The organism is Oceanisphaera profunda, assembly GCF_002157895.1.
GTDB classification, from domain to species: Bacteria; Pseudomonadota; Gammaproteobacteria; order Enterobacterales; family Aeromonadaceae; genus Oceanimonas; species Oceanimonas profunda.
In genome coordinates this window covers 1,912,603-1,928,801 of sequence record NZ_CP021377.1, presented here as the reverse complement: position 1 = coordinate 1,928,801, position 16,199 = coordinate 1,912,603, and the positions used below count along the sequence as shown (strand labels likewise).

The following is a 16,199-nucleotide window of genomic DNA, read 5'->3' as shown; positions in this document are numbered from 1 at the left end:
TGTTACGGCAAGCTTTACTCGTTCGCTCTAAGCAACGGATGTTAGCGACCATTAGATCCCGTACTGCTGACGATACGCTTTCACGCGTACCAAATGCTCGGCCATGGCTGGCTGTTCGCTCAAGTACTCCACCAAGTCGGCCAGCGAAATAATGGCGGTGACTTCTGCATTATAATCACGCTCAACTTCTTGAATGGCCGATAACTCGCCTTTGCCTTTTTCTTGGCGATCTAGGGCGATCAGCACACCGGCTAAACTCGCGCCACTCGCCGCTATGATGTCCATCGACTCACGAATCGCAGTGCCTGCTGTGATCACGTCGTCCACCAACATGATGCGCCCTTGCAGCGGACTGCCCACTAAGTTGCCGCCTTCGCCGTGAGTTTTGGCTTCTTTACGGTTAAAGCAATAGGGCACGTCTTGGTCGTGTATTTCTGCTAACTGTACGGCGGTAGCGCTGGCAATGGGAATACCTTTGTACGCAGGGCCAAACAGCACATCATATTGAACATTAGCGTCCATTAAGGCTGCCGCATAAAAGCGACCTAAACGGGCCAAGTCTCGGCCGCTATTAAACAAGCCCGCATTAAAGAAGTAAGGGCTAATACGACCAGATTTTAGGGTAAATTCGCCGAATTTAAGCACATCTTTGCTCATGGCAAATTCAATAAACTCACGCTGATAGGCTTTCATCAATTTTTCTCTCAAGGTTTTATTTGGACTCGCGGCCACTACAGCCATTAAGTGCGTTAAACATTTTTTGCCACGCTCTTTATTACAAAAAGCACGGAACAACACCGACCTAGACTGGCAAAAACGATAAGGGGATAAGCTCCTCGTCTTAGTCTTTCACAAGATATTGGCCTGTTAGTTTTCCGTGTATTCCGTGTATTCCGTGGCGAAGAAATCTTTAGTTTTTGCTGTTCATTCAACACTCAACATTTATCACTCAACACTAGCAATCGCCTTGCGTTGATGAACCACTAACTCATCAATCGACTTACGCGCCAAGGCCAACATGGCCAATAACTGCTCATGAGTAAAAGGGGCGCCTTCGGCAGTGCCCTGCACTTCAATCATGTTGCCTTCGGCCGTCATCACTACGTTCATATCAGTTTCGGCCGCAGAGTCTTCAGTATATTCCAAATCCGATACCGCTTGGCCGTCGACCATGCCCACCGAAATCGCCGCCACTAATGTTTTCATCGGGTCTGTGGTGATCATGCCTTTCGCTTTCATCCACGCCAGTGCTTGGGCCAGTGCCACACAAGCGCCGGTAATCGCTGCGGTGCGAGTGCCGCCGTCCGCTTGGATCACATCGCAATCCACCACTATGGTGTATTCGCCTAACTTATTTAAGTCCATGGCTGCACGCAGTGAGCGACCGATCAGGCGCTGAATTTCCATGGTACGACCGCCTTGCTTGCCACTAGCAGCTTCGCGGTTCATACGGCTGTGAGTGGAACGCGGCAACATGCCATATTCCGCCGTCACCCAACCTTGGCCTTTGCCTCGCAAGAAACGCGGCACGCCTTTTACGACCGAGGCGGTGCACAGCACCTTGGTATGACCAAACTCCACCAACACAGAGCCTTCCGCATGGCGGGTATAATTAGAGGTGATGGTAACGACGCGCATTTCATCAACCGCGCGGCCGCAGGCTCGTGTAGACATGGTATTCTCCAATGAGGATAAATCGCGCGCCGTGAGGCTTAAGCGATTCTTATAAAGACGACATTATAAAGAAACTACCGGCGCATTGCATGTGCTCACCATTGCCGCAAGTCGGTGGCGGTGTCACACTTAAGCGCTTCACGTGCAACTAATATTGAGAGCCACATGATCCACAGTATGACCGCCTATGCGCGACAAGAATTTAAACAAGATTGGGGCACCGCCGTTTGGGAAATCCGCTCCGTTAACCAGCGCTACCTAGAAACCTACACGCGCTTACCCGAACAGTTTCGCAGCCTAGAGCCGCTAGTGCGCGAAAAACTGCGCGCCCGTTTACAGCGCGGCAAGGTGGAATGCGGCCTACGCTTTGAGTCTAACTTGGCTAATCAGGGCCAGCTGCAAATGAATAAAGCATTAGCCAAACAGCTGATTGAAGGTGCCGATTGGATAATGGAAGAAGCCAGCCAAGGCGCATTAAATCCAGTCGATATCTTACGCTGGCCTGGGGTGATGGAAGCGCAAGCCCAAGACATGGACGCGCTGAGCAATGAATTAATTGCTTGCCTAGATAAAGTGGTCGATGACTTTCTCGACGCTCGCGCCAGCGAAGGCGATAAGCTGAAAGATCTGATCGAACTGCGTTTGAGCGGCATCGAGCAAGAAGTGGATAAAGTTAAAACCCAAATGCCCGCCATCATGGCTTGGCAGCGTCAACGCCTACAAGACCGCTTTGAAGAAGCTAAGATTGAGCTAGACCCCCAGCGTGTAGAACAAGAAATGGTGTTATTAGCACAAAAAGTGGACGTCGCTGAAGAGCTAGACCGCTTAGTGACCCACATTGGTGAAACCCGCAAAATCTTAAAAAAAGGCGGCGCTTGTGGTCGACGCTTGGACTTTATGATGCAAGAGTTCAACCGCGAGTCCAATACCTTGGGCTCAAAGTCGATCAGCACCGACATCACTAACTCCGCAGTAGAAATGAAAGTGTTAATCGAGCAAATGCGCGAGCAGATCCAGAATATTGAATAATTATTTCAAATCGCTGTAATATTTATTTACTCTCAATAAGCCCTTGTTATCAGGGGCTTATTATTTTATCTGTTTTATCACCACGCCTTTCACCTTAGTTCGGAACTTACTGTGCTCACCAATATCTTACGCATCTTATTATTATTACTGGCCAGCTCTCTGCTCAGCAAAATCCTACTCACCGCCTTAAACTCCGACCAAGTCGCACTGCTATTTAGTGCCAATGGCCTCTACAGCTTAGGCTGGGGTCTGCAGCTCGATCTCACAACGGTGACAGCATTAGCCACACCAATTATATTCTTACAGCTGGCTATGGCAGGTAAAGGTCCAATATTAGTTAGGCCATTATTATGGTGCGCCATGGTCTGGATTGTGCTGACGACAACAGTAGATGCAATTTATTGGTTAGAGGCGGGCCGACACCTGACCTTTGAGGTATTTACCGGCGATGGCTCAGAAGCAGGCTTAATCGCGACCGCCATTACCGTTTATTTACCACAAACTTTGGCAGGATTTGGATTAATAATACTATTCACTCTGATCATTTGGCGCATGTCGCTTAATCACAGCACCTTTACAGCGCTGGCTTGGCCTTACGGACTTAGCTTATTCGTCATTTGGGGATTATTAGCCGCCACTGCCATTCGCGGTGGTTGGAGTGACGCCCCACAATCTCCCATGAGCGCCTATAAAATAGGTGAACCCAGTCAAGCCGCACTAGCTTGGAATGCACCGTACGCCATTAGCTATTATCTTGCTAAAGGTAAAAAACGTGCTGCTCAGCAGCAAACGGCGGAGCCCAGCACAGAAGATAAAGCGTTGTTAGCACGCCTGTATCGCGAGCGTTTAAATACCCAACTACAACCGGTAACTAAGCAAGCGAATGTAGTAGTGGTATTACTAGAAAGCTGGGTAGCCGCAGATCTATACAGCTATGGCCAGCAAGTAGATGCAGCACCCCATTTCGACCGTTTACGCAAAAGCAGCCTTACCACCCAAGCCTTATATGCAGATGGCTATCGCACCGTAGAGGGCACCTTTGCCACCTTTTGCTCTTATCCTAATCCTATTGGCGGCGGCGTGGCAGGAACCCAGCTACAAGGCGCTAACTATCACTGCTTGCCGCGTATACTGAACGATCAAGGTTTTAGTACCCACTTTATTCAAGGCAGCGGCAAAGGTATTGTCGGTGCTTTTGCACAGAGCTTGGGCTTTACCCATTCTTATGGCAAAACAGATTACGAGTTTACTGGCACCAAAAATTATTGGGGCTATATGGATGATGATATTTATCGCTTTGCCTTAGACAAGCTAGAAGCACTCGACGGACCCTACTTAATGACAGTAAATACCGGCACAACTCACGATACGTATTTACCGCAAGAATCAGATTACATTTTTGGTAAAGACGATCGTGCCGCGCTGCGCCGTAATGCACTGCATCATGCCGATGCAGCCTTACAGCGTTTTCTTGATGAGCTACCGAGGGTAGTTACTAAACCCACGTTAGTAGTATTAGTCGCTGATCACACGTCGCGCGCCGCCTCAGAGGGGCTAGAACGTAACGCTATTCCCTTTTTAATGTTTGCTACCGATGGCTCTCTACCTTTAACAACCTTGCCCGTCAATGCCGGCCAGTTAGATATAGCCCCCACTATTGTCGATTGGCTCGGCGGTAATGTACCTTGGTTTACGGGTCAGTCGTTATTAGCTGAACAGTACACTGGTTTTGCTCATTATTCCGATGGCCAAAGCGTCAACTGGGTAGAGAGCAATCAACTAGTCCGCTTTGATGTAACCACCAATGACAACGCCGAATGCTTCCTTATTAGTGATAATGGCCTAGCACTCAACTCGAAAAGTTGCGCCAATGTTCATTATGACAATATGTTGGAACGAGCCAGAGCCTACACGCGATACACGCAATCTTTGTTATTTAAAGGTAAAACTAGCGAGTTCGCAGAGCGACTGTCTAAAAACATCACCCAATAGTGGGCATGAGCAGTATGTAATAAATTAAGGCGGCAGAGTGCATTTTCATGCCGCCAATTATGGTCTTAAAGTAACTTAGGCCTCTATTACATATCCTTTATGCTCTGCCATTTATCTCAAACATCTCATCCTAAAACAGAGCAGAGTTCCATGCACTTCACCCTAGACGATGTCAAACAGATGACCAGCTCCGCTGCCTTCGCGCGAGGTAAGGCCTATTTTGAGCAACGAAAGGTGATATTTAGCTAACTGGATACGGCGAATGAGCAGATTGTGGCCGAGGTTGAGGGCACTGAGCCTCGGCCTTATGAAGTTTTTTGTTCTGGGAGGACGAAGCGCTAACGTCTGACTGCAGTTGTCCGGTGGCATACAACTGCAAACATGGGGTAGCTGCGGGGTTGCACTGGTTACGCACTTATTCCAAGACTCAATCAAAGACGCAGCAAAGTATCCCGTCCGACCATGCTACTTGGAATGCGCCGAGTTTTTACCTGCCACAAGACAGAGATATTGTACAAAAACTGCAAATATCACAACGACAAGGATCACGGCAACAAGCCGCCACAAGATTACGGCTAGCAGGGAGTGAAGGCGCACAAATATTAGAGCAAATGCTGCTCAGCCAACGCCTAATCTTAGCTGACTATCGGACACTACAAACCGGCCAGCGGCGGGCACTTAGTTGGCAGTGGCAAGCATCAAACTCAGAGCAACGCCTGATCGCCGAGCTGGGGGACTTGACTCACTGGCAGCCAATTGCGGTGACGCCGCCCTACTACCTAGACAGAGATAACGCCGCCATGGGCGAAATAGCCACGCCCCTTAGCGGCTCACAGCTAACTCACTTATATAACATGCCGCCGGTGCCGAATAAACAGATGGCCATTACCGCCGCACAGCTGCGACGGGTATTTACGCCTAAGCAACTGCCGCTGACCGAAGATCCGCAATTAATCAAAGAATCGACGCCCATACCGCACCTGACGCTGACCATGGTGCCAGGCGTGAACGGCGTTCAGCTACAATGGTGACAGAAGGCCGTAACTTACTGATATTTTCGCAATTTAATGGAGTATTAGACTTAGTAGAAGCCGATCTAAAGCGGCAAAAAATCGCTTATAGCAACAAGTTGACCGGTAAGACCCGCAAACGTCAAGAAGCTATCGATCGTTTTCAACAAGGCGAGGCACGAGTATTTTTAATCAGCCTTAAGGCCGGCGGCAGCGGCTTGAATTTAACGGCAGCAGACGTGGTAATACACGTGGATCCTTGATGGAATCCCGCAGTAGAAAATCAGGCCACCGATCGCGCCCACCGCATAGGCCAAGATAAGCCGGTGTTTGTCTATAAGTTAGTGGCCGCCGATACCGTAGAAGAGCGTATTCAGCAGATGCAGCAACAAAAACAAGCGCTGGCCGATGCGCTGTTCAGCGATACCAGTAGCGCCGGTTTGCCCGCCAACGCCGAAAGCTTATTGGCACTGCTCAGTCAATAAGCAGAGCTAATGTTATTGGCCACAGAAGCCACAGACAAGAACAGGAAAAATAGTGAGGACAGCGCTAAGCACCTAGTTAAACAAAGAGCGGACCTGATGTTTATCTTTATGCCGCCATCCTGAACTCGTTTCAGGATCTCGCTCTAACAACACCGCATAATCAGGCAGCGGCGTTGGTAATTCCGAAGCCTCTAACTCTGCTACTGCCACCGGTGCAATCAGTGACTTAAGCCGCTCCTGCAGCCAATCCGGAATACGCTGCCCTGTTTGATAGCGCCCCGGAGGATAGAAAAACCAGCCTAACTTATACTGCTCGGCCGGTGTGCGGTAGTAATCATAACGCTCGGTAAACCAAGCTGGCAGAGTACCAAACTCAGCCGCAAAACGGCGCTCGTCAAACCAGCCATCGCTACAGTAAAGGCTGATGCGCACCGCGGCTTGCTCCAGTGGCGAAAGCATATTCCAAACCAATGTCAGCCCCTCTCCAGACAGCCAAACCTGTATTGCGCTGATCAGTTCCGCCTTGCGGGTTGGTGCCGTGCCTGCAGCCGGACAAGATTTGAAGCGAGGCTTGAGTTGATCAACGGTTAGCAAGTGCAAAATATCTAGAAAAGCCTGTTCATTATGGTTAGCCGCCACAAATAGTCCCTAATATAAATGAAATGATGACTGATACTCTTGGGGTAAAGCTGAGCAACGGGTTGTAATGATAAAATATAATGGATGTGGACACTATTTTGGTAAATAAGCGTCGAGTAAGATTATGCCTACCTCCACGGCCTACTTAGTGAGACAGTTAGCAAAACAAGCCAAGAGTCCCGCCCCACCATCAGTGTATTATCTTGATTTTTCTGATTACTAGAGATTTTATGCTATGTTGATTGGGAATAATGCAGTTTTCTATGCCATATTTTTTGTCTTATACAAAAAGGCAACAACCGCTTGTGAGACTTAACAATTAAGGCTCAACTGCATCTTTATATCGCTATGGATCAGCTTTATTTGTATAACAACTCGGTATTAACGAGGTTTTAAGCAGGAAAAAACTGATAGAGCCGAAGCTACTAGCTGATCATAATGCAATTTGCGTGGAGGGCACTCCGCAGCAAGCTATAGTTATTTTTGATTGGCCGTTGTCTTTACAACGGTCATTTTTTTATGGCTCGCATTCTGATAAACTTGGTCGCCCTTGGTTCCAGCCCCGCTCGGCGCTGGCAGATAATCCCGAACGGGCATAAAACTATGGCGCACTGCGGTACCTTATTTATTATTTCTTCCCCTAGTGGTGCAGGCAAATCCAGCCTGATCCGCGGCCTGCTCGATCGCCCCAGCATAGATGGTATGCTGCAGGTCTCCGTCTCACATACCACGCGCTCAGCGCGACCAGGTGAAGTAGACGGCATTCATTATCACTTCGTTAGTCAGCCTGAGTTTCAAACGCTGATTGAACGTGGTGCTTTTTATGAGTGGGCTCAAGTATTTGACAACTACTACGGCACCTCACGAGAGTGGATTGACGAGCAATTGGAAAAAGGTATCGATATTTTACTCGATATCGACTGGCAAGGGGCGCGACAAATCCGCGCGCAATCTCCCAGTGCCAAGTCTATTTTTGTATTGCCTCCAAGCCGAGTTGAGCTGGAACGACGTTTAAATGCGCGTCAGCAAGATACGGCTGAGGTAATAAAGGGTAGAATGGACAAGGCTGTGTCAGAAATGTCCCATTACGACGAATATGACTACTTGCTGGTTAATGATAACTTTGACCATGCACTCGATCGCCTCAGTGCCATTATTGAGGCCGAACGAGCCAGTACTGAGAAACAAGCCATACGTTTTCAGAACTTACTTGACGGTTTGCTGGCGGAATAAGCTAAAATCCATTAGAATTTTGCACCTTTTTTAATCATTGGAGTCCTTTATGGCACGCGTTACTGTTGAAGATGCTGTTGAGCAGGTAGGCAATCGTTTTGATTTAGTGTTGGTTGCTTCTCGTCGCGCTCGCCAATTGGCAACCCAGGGCAAAGAAGCGCTGGTACCCCTCGAGAATGACAAGCCCACCGTTGTTGCACTGCGTGAAATTGAGCAAGGCTTAGTTAACCATGCAATGATGGATGTGCAAGACCGCCAAGAGCAGCAAGAAATGGATGCCGCCGAACTGGCCGCCGTAGCTGCTATTGCCGAAGGTCGTTTGTTGTAAGCTAAATCCAAGCGCCCGTTTACCTAAACGGGCCTTAATTTATGCCTGCATGTTAATAGCTTCGATGACCGGAGTCCCTATTGTATCTATTTGAATCTCTTAAAGAGCTTGCCTCAAGCTACCTTCCCGCCGACCAGATAGAGCAGCTCACCGCCGCTTATGTGGTGGCGAGAGACGCGCATCAGGGGCAAACTCGTTCTAGTGGCGAGCCTTACATCACCCATCCGGTGGCGGTGGCGCGCATTCTGGCAGAGATGCATCTTGATCATGAAACTCTGATGGCGGCGCTGTTGCATGACGTCATCGAAGACACCGCCACCACCAAAGCCGTATTAGCCGTGCAGTTTGGCGAGGCGGTGGCGGAATTGGTCGAAGGGGTTTCTAAGCTCGAGAAAATTAAGTTTAGAGATCACAAAGAAGCCCAGACTGAGAACTTCCGCAAGATGGTGCTGGCCATGACCCAAGACATTCGGGTCATCCTGATTAAGCTCGCTGACCGCACCCACAATATGCGCACGCTCGGCTCCTTACGGCCCGATAAGCGCCGCCGCATTGCCCGCGAAACCCTCGAAATTCATGCCCCATCGCTAACCGCCTCGGTATTCACAGCATCAAGAATGAGCTGGAAGAATTAGGGCTAGAAGCCTTATATCCGATGCGTACCCGCGTATTGCGCGAGTCGGTGCGCCGCGCGCGGGGCAATAGACGGGAAATTATTCAGTCTATTTTTGAAGAAGTCAGGGGCCGCATCGAAGATGCAAACATAGATGCCACTGTGTTGGGCCGTGAGAAAAACATGTTCTCCATCTATAACAAGATGGTAAAAAAAGAACTGCAGTTTCACGAAGTCATGGATATCTACGCATTTCGCGTCATCGTTAAAGATATCGACACCTGTTACCGGGTGTTAGGCCAAATGCATACCTTGTATAAGCCCAGACCTGGCCGCTTTAAAGACTACATCGCCATTCCTAAAACCAACGGTTATCAGTCATTGCATACCTCTTTAGTGGGCCCCCACGGCTTGCCGGTAGAAGTGCAGATCCGTACCGAATACATGGATCAAATGGCCGATAAAGGCGTGGCAGCACACTGGGCCTATAAACACGAGGCTGAGCGCTCTAATACCACGGCACAAGTACGCGCCGAACGTTGGATGCAAAGCTTGTTGGAATTACAGCAAAGTGCCGGCTCCTCATTTGAGTTTATCGAGGGGGTTAAAACTGACCTGTTCCCCGATGAAATCTATGTATTTACCCCTGAAGGTCGCATCTTAGAGCTCCCCTCTGGCGCGACTGCGGTCGACTTTGCCTATGCGGTACACACTGACATTGGCCATGCCTGCGTAGGTGCCCGCGTTGATCGCCAGCCTTATTCGCTCAGTCAGCGTTTGCACTCAGGCCAAACCATAGAGATCATTACCGCACCCACAGCTCGCCCGAATGCGGCTTGGCTGAACTTTGTGGTTACCTCACGGGCCCGCACCAAGATTCGCCAATTCTTGAAGAATTTGCGTACCGAAGAGTCAGTGTTGCTGGGTAAGCGTTTGCTTAATCACGCCTTGGGCGCGAAAAATATCGAAGACATTTCGGTAGAACGCGTCGAAAAAGTGTTAAAAGACACCAAACATGGCTCTATCAGCAGCCTAATGGCGGATATTGGCTTGGGTAACGCCATGAGTGTGGTGGTGGCACGCCGCTTGCTCGCTGATGTCAATGACGCGCCCATTGAAACCAGCAAAAACTCGAAGAAGATGCCGATCCGCGGAGCAGACGACATGTTGCTGAACTTTGCCAACTGTTGCCGCCCTATTCCCGGCGATCCTATCGTGGCGCACATCAGCCCAGGTCGGGGTTTAGTGGTGCATCTTGAGTCTTGTAAAAATATTCGCGGCTACGCTAAAGAACAAGAAAAGTACCTGCCAGTACAATGGGACATGGAGCAAGACTTCGACTTTGAATTTAAAACCGAAATCGGTATCGAGCTTATCAACCACCATGGTGCCTTAGCCGCACTGGCCAACGTGATTGCCGCCACCGGCGCCAATATTCATAACATTGCCACCGAAGAAAAAGATGGCCGCGTTTACTTAGTCGAGCTGCTCATTACCACTAAGAGCCGCGTGCATTTAGCCAATATTATGCGCAAAATTCGTGTGACGCCCAATGTATTGAAAGTATTCCGCTTACGTAAATAATCCCAACACAGCTTTGTTTTAGCACTCAGCTGTGCTTAAAATTAACGTCAAATCTTAAGCGAAGAGTCCGCACGGGTAATATCTGAGCGCTATCTTGCCCACCCGCTCAATACTGCGTTAAACGTTTGGAGCCTGTTATGTTCAGCCGTCTGTTGTTGCTCGGGACTTACCTATTTATGAGTAGTCTATTTATGACTGGCCTGACGATGAATAAGGCCCTTGCTGCCCCGCAATTAACTACCGCCACCGAGCTCAGTGAGCTTGGCATAGCGGGGTTGGCGGCACACTGGCAAGCACAAGTACAACAAGGCCATTTCTTAAGCCACGACGACCTCTCGCTCCCCTATGCCAAACTGGTTAACACCCAGCATCAAAAGACCATTATCGTGGTCAATGGCCGCACCGAAAGCTACCTTAAGTACCAAGAGCTGGCGCTGGATTTATTCAATAACGGCTATAACGTTTATTTATACGATCATCGCGGCCAAGGCCTAGCGCCTCGGCTGCTGGCTAATCCCGATGTGGGCTACGTGGCCGACTTTGATGACTACGTGCAAGATCTTGAGCAGTTCGTGCAGCAAGTGGTATTGAAAGATCCCGCACAGCCGCTTTATGTCTTGGCCCATTCCATGGGCGGCACCATCTCCGCACTCTGGCTCAGCCAAACTCAAGTACGCGTACAAGCGGCGGCACTGTCTTCGCCCATGATAGGTATTTATGTGCAGCCACTGCCGCACTGGTTAGCGAAGGGGTTACTCAGCGTCCTCAATAAAGGCTGCCATTGGCTGGGTCATACGGCCTGCTACGCGCCCAGCCAAAGGGACTATCAAGCCGTACCTTTTAAAGATAATGTGCTTACCCACAGTGAAGTACGCTATCAGCTGTTTATCGATCAATATCAACTGACGCCTGAGGTTCAACTAGGCGGCGTGAGCACTCAATGGTTACAGCAAGCCTTTAACGCCGGCGAGCAAGCCATAGCGCAAGCGGGCCGCATCACCACACCCACCTTAGTGCTGCAAGCAGACCAAGACGTGGTAGTAGATAATAAGGCGCAAGACCGTTTTTGCCAGGCCCTGCCCGCTTGTGAGGGTGGTCGACCTAAACGCATTAAAAAAGCCGCACATGAATTATTTTTGGAGCGAGATAATGAGCGCCGCCAAGCACTCGAAGCTATCTTATCTTTCTTTGGCCAACACCCGTCCCCTGCGAGTGAGTTTTCAGCCGCCAGCGATAAGCGCTCAGTAAAAGATAAACCCTAATCCTACCAACATCACTAAGCTTAGCCCTGCACAAAAGACACCCACTCAACGCCTAAAGGGTTGGCGCTATTGCGCTAAACTTTGACGAATTACGCGTGGCACTCGACAAACTACTTACGATCCCTGATATTGCTTTGATATTCTGTCGTAGACAGTTTACAACTGTGCGTTATTACCTATGGCAAGCCTCGTTCGCGTCTGCCCGTTCTGTTATGGAGTCATGCTAGTGCAGCATTTTTTGCGTAATTCATTGGTTTGTTTGAGCTTATCTTTGGCCCTTAGTGCTTGTAATACGCCACCCCCTCCGGCACCGGTTAAGCCGATAGCGGCCGTGAAAAAACCTGCGCCTGCCGGCCCGCAGCCATTTGAAAATGGCGTGATCAGCGTGCCCGTTAGCCCAGTGCAAGCCCTGCCGAGCGACTGGTAATGGCCAGCCCGCTTGAGCTTTATATCGGCATTATGTCGGGCACCAGCTTAGATGGCATAGATGCGGTATTAATGGCCACCAATGGCCACCAAGCTCAGCTAACAGCCAGTACCACTCGCCCTTTTGCCAAAGCCTTGCGCCAGCGCCTGCTGGATGTGGCTAATGGCACGCCCATTAGCGCCCAACTCTGGGGTGAGCTGGATGCCGAGCTCGGCCAAGCTTATGCAGAGATAGTGCTGCAGTTACTGCAAGAGTCCGGCACGCAGGCAAACCAAGTGCGCGCCATCGGCTGTCATGGCCAAACTCTGTGGCATCAGCCCTATGGTGACTTGCCTTTCTCGCTGCAATTAGGTGATGGTAATCGCGTCGCCGCGCTGACCGGCATTATCACAATTAACGATTTTCGTCGTAAAGACATGGCGCTCGGCGGCCAAGGGGCACCTTTGGTGCCGGCCTTTCATCAGCAAGTATTGGCCGATACTAAGCAGCTGCGCATAGTGGTCAATATTGGCGGTATCGCCAATATTACCGTGCTCGACCCCCAGCAACCCGTGCAGGGCTTTGACGTGGGCCCTGGCAATATGTTGCTGGACGCTTGGTGCCAACAGCAATGGGGGCAGCCGTTTGATAAAGGCGCCGCCTTTGGTTTACAGGGCCAAGTAAACAGCGATTTATTAGCGCGCTTGCTGGACGAGCCTTGGCTGGCATTGCCCGCCCCTAAAAGCACGGGCCGTGAGCTGTTTAGCCCACACTGGCTGGCCGCTCATTTACAAGAACATCAAGCACAGTGCGGCGCAATCAATGCGCTGGATGTACAAGCTACCTTGACTGAATTTAGCGCCAGCGCCATCGTCGACCAAGTAACAGGCTATGCAACTAAGCCCACAACTGCGACTCAAACCATGCCTACAGGCCAGCTATTGGTCTGCGGCGGCGGCGGTCATAATCCATTATTAATGCAGCGCTTAACTGCGTTATTGCCTAACTGGCAGGTGACCACCACCAACAGCGCTGGGGTAGACATGGACGCCATGGAAGCCATGGCCTTTGCTTGGCTGGCCCATCAAACGTTACACGGCTTGCCAGGTAATCTGCCCGCCGTCACCGGCGCCAGCCGACCGGCCATTTTGGGAGCGATTCATTTACCGTAAGTCCTGCAGGCACCAGTAACGCCATACGCTGTACGTTAAGGGCAATAACTAATTACCAAGATAGACCAAAAGATATATCTGCAACGGAATCCACGGAAGAACACGGAAAAATAGAGATCAGATCTGAAAAAACCAAAGCTATATGAGCAAGGGCCAAATACCAAACCATCAGCGGGCAGGACTTTGGAACTTACCATTAAAAATCACTTATCACTTGTCGACCTTATCTCATTTTAATTTTCCCGAGGGTTCCGTGCATCTAGTAGCAAAGAGTCGTTGCAAAGGGGCTTGAGGCTTGGTGTTATCTCGCCCTCTTTACGCTTCACTCTTCACGCCCTTTTTAAGGAGTATTAAATGCCCAGCTCAAGCTTACTGAACGACTTAGCCAAACTTGCCTCCGAGGGGCGTAATCCTGATACTTTAAATATTGATAAGCTGAATACGTTTGAGCTGCTCACCACTATTAATGCTCAAGACCAGCAGGTGCCCACTGCCGTGGCCCAAGTGCTACCGGCCATCACCCAAGCGGTAGATGCGATTGTGGCGGCGTTCCAGCAAGGCGGTCGATTAATTTATATGGGTGCAGGCACCAGTGGCAGACTCGGCGTGCTGGATGCTTCCGAATGTCCGCCGACCTTTAGTGTGCCCAGCGATATGGTGATCGGCTTAATTGCCGGTGGCCCCGAGGCCATGTTTCGCGCCCAAGAAGGTGCGGAAGATAATGTGGAATTGGGTGCAGAAGATTTACGCCAGATCGCATTAACTCACAAAGACGTGGTCGTGGGCATCGCCGCCAGTGGCCGCACGCCCTATGTATTGGGCGGCCTTGAGTATGCACGCCACATAGGCGCCACTACTGTGGCATTGGCGTGTAACAGCGGCTCGGCCATTGGGCGATTGGCGAATATCGCCATCGAGCCTAATGTGGGCGCTGAGGTGATAACGGGCTCTACTCGTTTAAAGTCTGGCACCGCGCAAAAGCTGGTGCTCAATATGCTCAGCACCGCCAGCATGATCCGCATCGGCAAGGTATATCAGAATCTGATGGTTGATCTTCATGCCAGCAACTTTAAGCTGCAAACCCGTGCACTGCGCATCGTCATGCAAGCCACCGACGCGACTGAGCAGCAAGCCATGGAGGCACTTAAAGCCGCAGATAATCAAGTGAAGTTGGCCATTTTAATGCTGCTTTCTGGCTTAGAAAAAGCGCCAGCTCAGGCTCAATTAGAAAAGCATCAAGGGATCTTAGGCGAAGCGTTAAACCGTCAGCTTTAAGCGAACAATTAAAGATAAACACCGTTTCGTCGGCGGTATCGTCTGGCCCGGGCTCATTTTAACTTACGGCTTTACAGCTCGGGCTTATCTTCTTCCGATTGCGCACGCAGTTTTTCTTCGCGTTTTTGATACCAGCTGGTCTTAAGGGCGGTCCACCAATCTGCAGACAGCTCGCCGCCAAAGTCTTCAAGTACGGCTATTACCCGCTCTAGCGTTAATTGATTGGCGTCGTATTCGATTTCTAACCATTGCTTACGCACCACCACCTTGACCACGCCCGGCTCTTGTTGAAACTCTTTAGCCAGCAATTCAATTTGTAACTGATTTAAATCTTCCAACCGCAGTCGGCGGCGCACTGCAGCCAGTTCTGTGGATTCATCTTTATCAAAGGTGGTCATATCAGCCTCCTGCTGTGTTATGAAAATCACTTAATAAAATAATGTTACTTAACACCGGCAGTTAACCCGCCGCGTCTGCGTTGCAATAGCCGTCTTGCTCGGCCAACATATTGGCCAGCACACTATAAAAAGTACAGTATAAAAGCACTTATAAAAATACTTACCCCATTACCCTAACATCAGCCAAGAGGTCATCATGGACGCTACCGTTATCCTAAAAGCCACCACCACCGAGCCCGCCATTGCGCTCCCCGCCATCGGCCAAGGCACTTGGTATATGGGGGAAGGTTTAGCCCCGCGCCAAGATGAAGTGCGCGCACTGCAACAAGGGCTGGACTTAGGGCTGACCTTGATTGATACCGCCGAAATGTACGGGGACGGCGGTGCCGAAGAAGTAGTGGGCCAAGCCTTGCAAGGCCGACGCGAGCAGGCATTTTTAGTCTCTAAAGTTTATCCCTGGAATGCGGGCAAGCGCAGCGGTATTCAAGCCTGCGAAGCCAGCTTGCAACGATTAGGCACCGATTACCTCGACCTGTACCTGCTGCACTGGCCCGGCAGTATTCCGCTAGCAGAAACTCTCGCCGCCTTTGAGCAACTACGAAACGACGGCAAAATAAAACGCTTTGGCATTTCTAACTTTGATTTAAGTGAAGCCCAAGAGTGGCATGCGCTAAGCGGTTCCTTGACCGGCCAAAGTACAGCCGTAAACCAAGTGCTGTATCACTTAGGCTCCCGCGGTATTGAGCACTCGTTACGGCCTTGGCAGCGTGAGCAACACATACCGACTATGGGTTATTGCCCACTGGCCCAAGGTGGCAGCTTACGCCGCGACCTACTGTCTAATAGCGAACTGCAAGCGGTGGCCAAAGAGCTAAATATCAGCGTACCGCAATTATTACTGGCTTGGGCGATTCGCCCCACAGACGGCCAACGCGACTTAATTGCTATCCCCAAAGCCGTACAGCCCCAGCATGTACAGCAAAATGCCGAGGCTCTTAATATTCAATTAAGCGATGAAGTATTAGCGCGCCTAGATAAGGCCTTTCCCGCACCTAATCGTAAAACGTCATTGGATATTGTTTAAGGGATCGTGAGGGGT

The 16,199-nt window shown here is 50.2% G+C and carries 16 protein-coding genes and 1 pseudogene; 13 read left to right on the top strand and 4 right to left on the bottom strand.

Translation table 11 applies throughout. The features are described 5' to 3' along the window. Positions 1 to 51: 51 nt before the first annotated feature. A complete protein-coding gene (gene pyrE / locus CBP31_RS08340) occupies positions 52 to 693 on the bottom strand; it encodes an orotate phosphoribosyltransferase (RefSeq protein WP_087038674.1) in 642 nt (213 codons plus the stop codon). 252 nt (positions 694 to 945) lie between these two features. Further along, a complete protein-coding gene (gene rph, locus CBP31_RS08335; protein WP_087036271.1) occupies positions 946 to 1,674 on the bottom strand; it encodes a ribonuclease PH in 729 nt (242 codons plus the stop codon). A 165-nt stretch (positions 1,675 to 1,839) separates the two neighbouring features. On the opposite strand from rph, the gene CBP31_RS08330 reads away from it, so the two are divergent. The 5 genes from CBP31_RS08330 (at position 1,840) to CBP31_RS15755 (ending at position 6,190) form a co-directional block, all read left to right on the top strand. Beyond that, positions 1,840 to 2,703 carry a YicC/YloC family endoribonuclease gene (locus CBP31_RS08330; protein ID WP_087036269.1) on the top strand — a complete coding sequence of 288 codons (864 nt, stop codon included), beginning with the start codon at positions 1,840 to 1,842 and terminating at the stop codon, positions 2,701 to 2,703. A 111-nt stretch (positions 2,704 to 2,814) separates the two neighbouring features. Then, positions 2,815 to 4,695, top strand: a complete 1,881-nt coding sequence (locus tag CBP31_RS08325; protein WP_087036267.1) for an LTA synthase family protein — start codon at positions 2,815 to 2,817, stop codon at positions 4,693 to 4,695. Between the two features lie 362 nt (positions 4,696 to 5,057). Beyond that, positions 5,058 to 5,726, top strand: coding sequence for a hypothetical protein (locus CBP31_RS15540; protein ID WP_151898802.1), 669 nt, complete (start codon positions 5,058 to 5,060; stop codon positions 5,724 to 5,726). Continuing rightward, positions 5,720 to 5,968 (top strand): helicase-related protein, encoded by a 249-nt coding sequence (locus CBP31_RS15760; protein ID WP_227874975.1) that lies wholly within the window; start codon positions 5,720 to 5,722, stop codon positions 5,966 to 5,968. Before CBP31_RS15540 ends, CBP31_RS15760 begins: the two co-directional genes overlap by 7 nt. Before the next feature lie 63 nt (positions 5,969 to 6,031). Then, complete coding sequence (locus CBP31_RS15755; RefSeq protein ID WP_227874974.1) at positions 6,032 to 6,190, top strand: hypothetical protein; 159 nt, start codon at positions 6,032 to 6,034, stop codon at positions 6,188 to 6,190. A 72-nt stretch (positions 6,191 to 6,262) separates the two neighbouring features. Here the strand turns inward: CBP31_RS15755 and CBP31_RS08310 are convergent, their stop codons facing one another. Next, positions 6,263 to 6,649 carry a hypothetical protein gene (locus CBP31_RS08310; protein ID WP_151898801.1) on the bottom strand — a complete coding sequence of 129 codons (387 nt, stop codon included), beginning with the start codon at positions 6,647 to 6,649 and terminating at the stop codon, positions 6,263 to 6,265. A 783-nt stretch (positions 6,650 to 7,432) separates the two neighbouring features. On the opposite strand from CBP31_RS08310, the gene gmk reads away from it, so the two are divergent. From gmk to murQ, 7 genes and pseudogenes are all read left to right on the top strand, one after another. Further along, entirely contained in the window at positions 7,433 to 8,062 is a 630-nt protein-coding gene (gmk, locus tag CBP31_RS08305; RefSeq protein WP_087036261.1) for a guanylate kinase, read from the top strand. Between the two features lie 49 nt (positions 8,063 to 8,111). Further along, a complete protein-coding gene (rpoZ, locus tag CBP31_RS08300; protein ID WP_087036259.1) occupies positions 8,112 to 8,390 on the top strand; it encodes a DNA-directed RNA polymerase subunit omega in 279 nt (92 codons plus the stop codon). A gap of 80 nt (positions 8,391 to 8,470) precedes the next feature. Further along, positions 8,471 to 10,587, top strand: a pseudogene (gene spoT, locus CBP31_RS08295) (bifunctional GTP diphosphokinase/guanosine-3',5'-bis pyrophosphate 3'-pyrophosphohydrolase). A gap of 191 nt (positions 10,588 to 10,778) precedes the next feature. After that, positions 10,779 to 11,849 (top strand): alpha/beta fold hydrolase, encoded by a 1,071-nt coding sequence (locus CBP31_RS08290; protein WP_227874972.1) that lies wholly within the window; start codon positions 10,779 to 10,781, stop codon positions 11,847 to 11,849. Positions 11,850 to 12,075: 226 nt separating this feature from the next. Then, positions 12,076 to 12,276 (top strand): hypothetical protein, encoded by a 201-nt coding sequence (locus CBP31_RS08285; protein WP_151898800.1) that lies wholly within the window; start codon positions 12,076 to 12,078, stop codon positions 12,274 to 12,276. Continuing rightward, a complete protein-coding gene (locus tag CBP31_RS08280) occupies positions 12,276 to 13,427 on the top strand; it encodes an anhydro-N-acetylmuramic acid kinase (RefSeq protein WP_087036255.1) in 1,152 nt (383 codons plus the stop codon). The genes CBP31_RS08285 and CBP31_RS08280 overlap by 1 nt, the downstream gene beginning before the upstream one ends. A gap of 354 nt (positions 13,428 to 13,781) precedes the next feature. Beyond that, entirely contained in the window at positions 13,782 to 14,702 is a 921-nt protein-coding gene (gene murQ / locus CBP31_RS08275; RefSeq protein ID WP_087036252.1) for an N-acetylmuramic acid 6-phosphate etherase, read from the top strand. A 71-nt stretch (positions 14,703 to 14,773) separates the two neighbouring features. On the opposite strand, the gene CBP31_RS08270 is transcribed toward murQ, so the two are convergent. Next, positions 14,774 to 15,100, bottom strand: coding sequence for a hypothetical protein (locus CBP31_RS08270; protein WP_087036250.1), 327 nt, complete (start codon positions 15,098 to 15,100; stop codon positions 14,774 to 14,776). 196 nt (positions 15,101 to 15,296) lie between these two features. On the opposite strand from CBP31_RS08270, the gene CBP31_RS08265 reads away from it, so the two are divergent. Beyond that, positions 15,297 to 16,184 carry an aldo/keto reductase gene (locus tag CBP31_RS08265; protein WP_087036248.1) on the top strand — a complete coding sequence of 296 codons (888 nt, stop codon included), beginning with the start codon at positions 15,297 to 15,299 and terminating at the stop codon, positions 16,182 to 16,184. Positions 16,185 to 16,199: the final 15 nt, after the last annotated feature.

Coding starts and splice junctions, on each gene's coding strand:
- pyrE (WP_087038674.1), bottom strand. CDS start 693: ATGAAAGCCTATCAGCGTGAGTTTATTGAATTTGCCATGAGCAAAGAT.
- rph (WP_087036271.1), bottom strand. CDS start 1,674: ATGTCTACACGAGCCTGCGGCCGCGCGGTTGATGAAATGCGCGTCGTT.
- CBP31_RS08330 (WP_087036269.1), top strand. CDS start 1,840: ATGATCCACAGTATGACCGCCTATGCGCGACAAGAATTTAAACAAGAT.
- CBP31_RS15760 (WP_227874975.1), top strand. CDS start 5,720: ATGGTGACAGAAGGCCGTAACTTACTGATATTTTCGCAATTTAATGGA.
- CBP31_RS08310 (WP_151898801.1), bottom strand. CDS start 6,649: ATGCTTTCGCCACTGGAGCAAGCCGCGGTGCGCATCAGCCTTTACTGT.
- gmk (WP_087036261.1), top strand. CDS start 7,433: ATGGCGCACTGCGGTACCTTATTTATTATTTCTTCCCCTAGTGGTGCA.
- rpoZ (WP_087036259.1), top strand. CDS start 8,112: ATGGCACGCGTTACTGTTGAAGATGCTGTTGAGCAGGTAGGCAATCGT.
- CBP31_RS08290 (WP_227874972.1), top strand. CDS start 10,779: ATGACTGGCCTGACGATGAATAAGGCCCTTGCTGCCCCGCAATTAACT.
- CBP31_RS08280 (WP_087036255.1), top strand. CDS start 12,276: ATGGCCAGCCCGCTTGAGCTTTATATCGGCATTATGTCGGGCACCAGC.
- murQ (WP_087036252.1), top strand. CDS start 13,782: ATGCCCAGCTCAAGCTTACTGAACGACTTAGCCAAACTTGCCTCCGAG.
- CBP31_RS08270 (WP_087036250.1), bottom strand. CDS start 15,100: ATGACCACCTTTGATAAAGATGAATCCACAGAACTGGCTGCAGTGCGC.
- CBP31_RS08265 (WP_087036248.1), top strand. CDS start 15,297: ATGGACGCTACCGTTATCCTAAAAGCCACCACCACCGAGCCCGCCATT.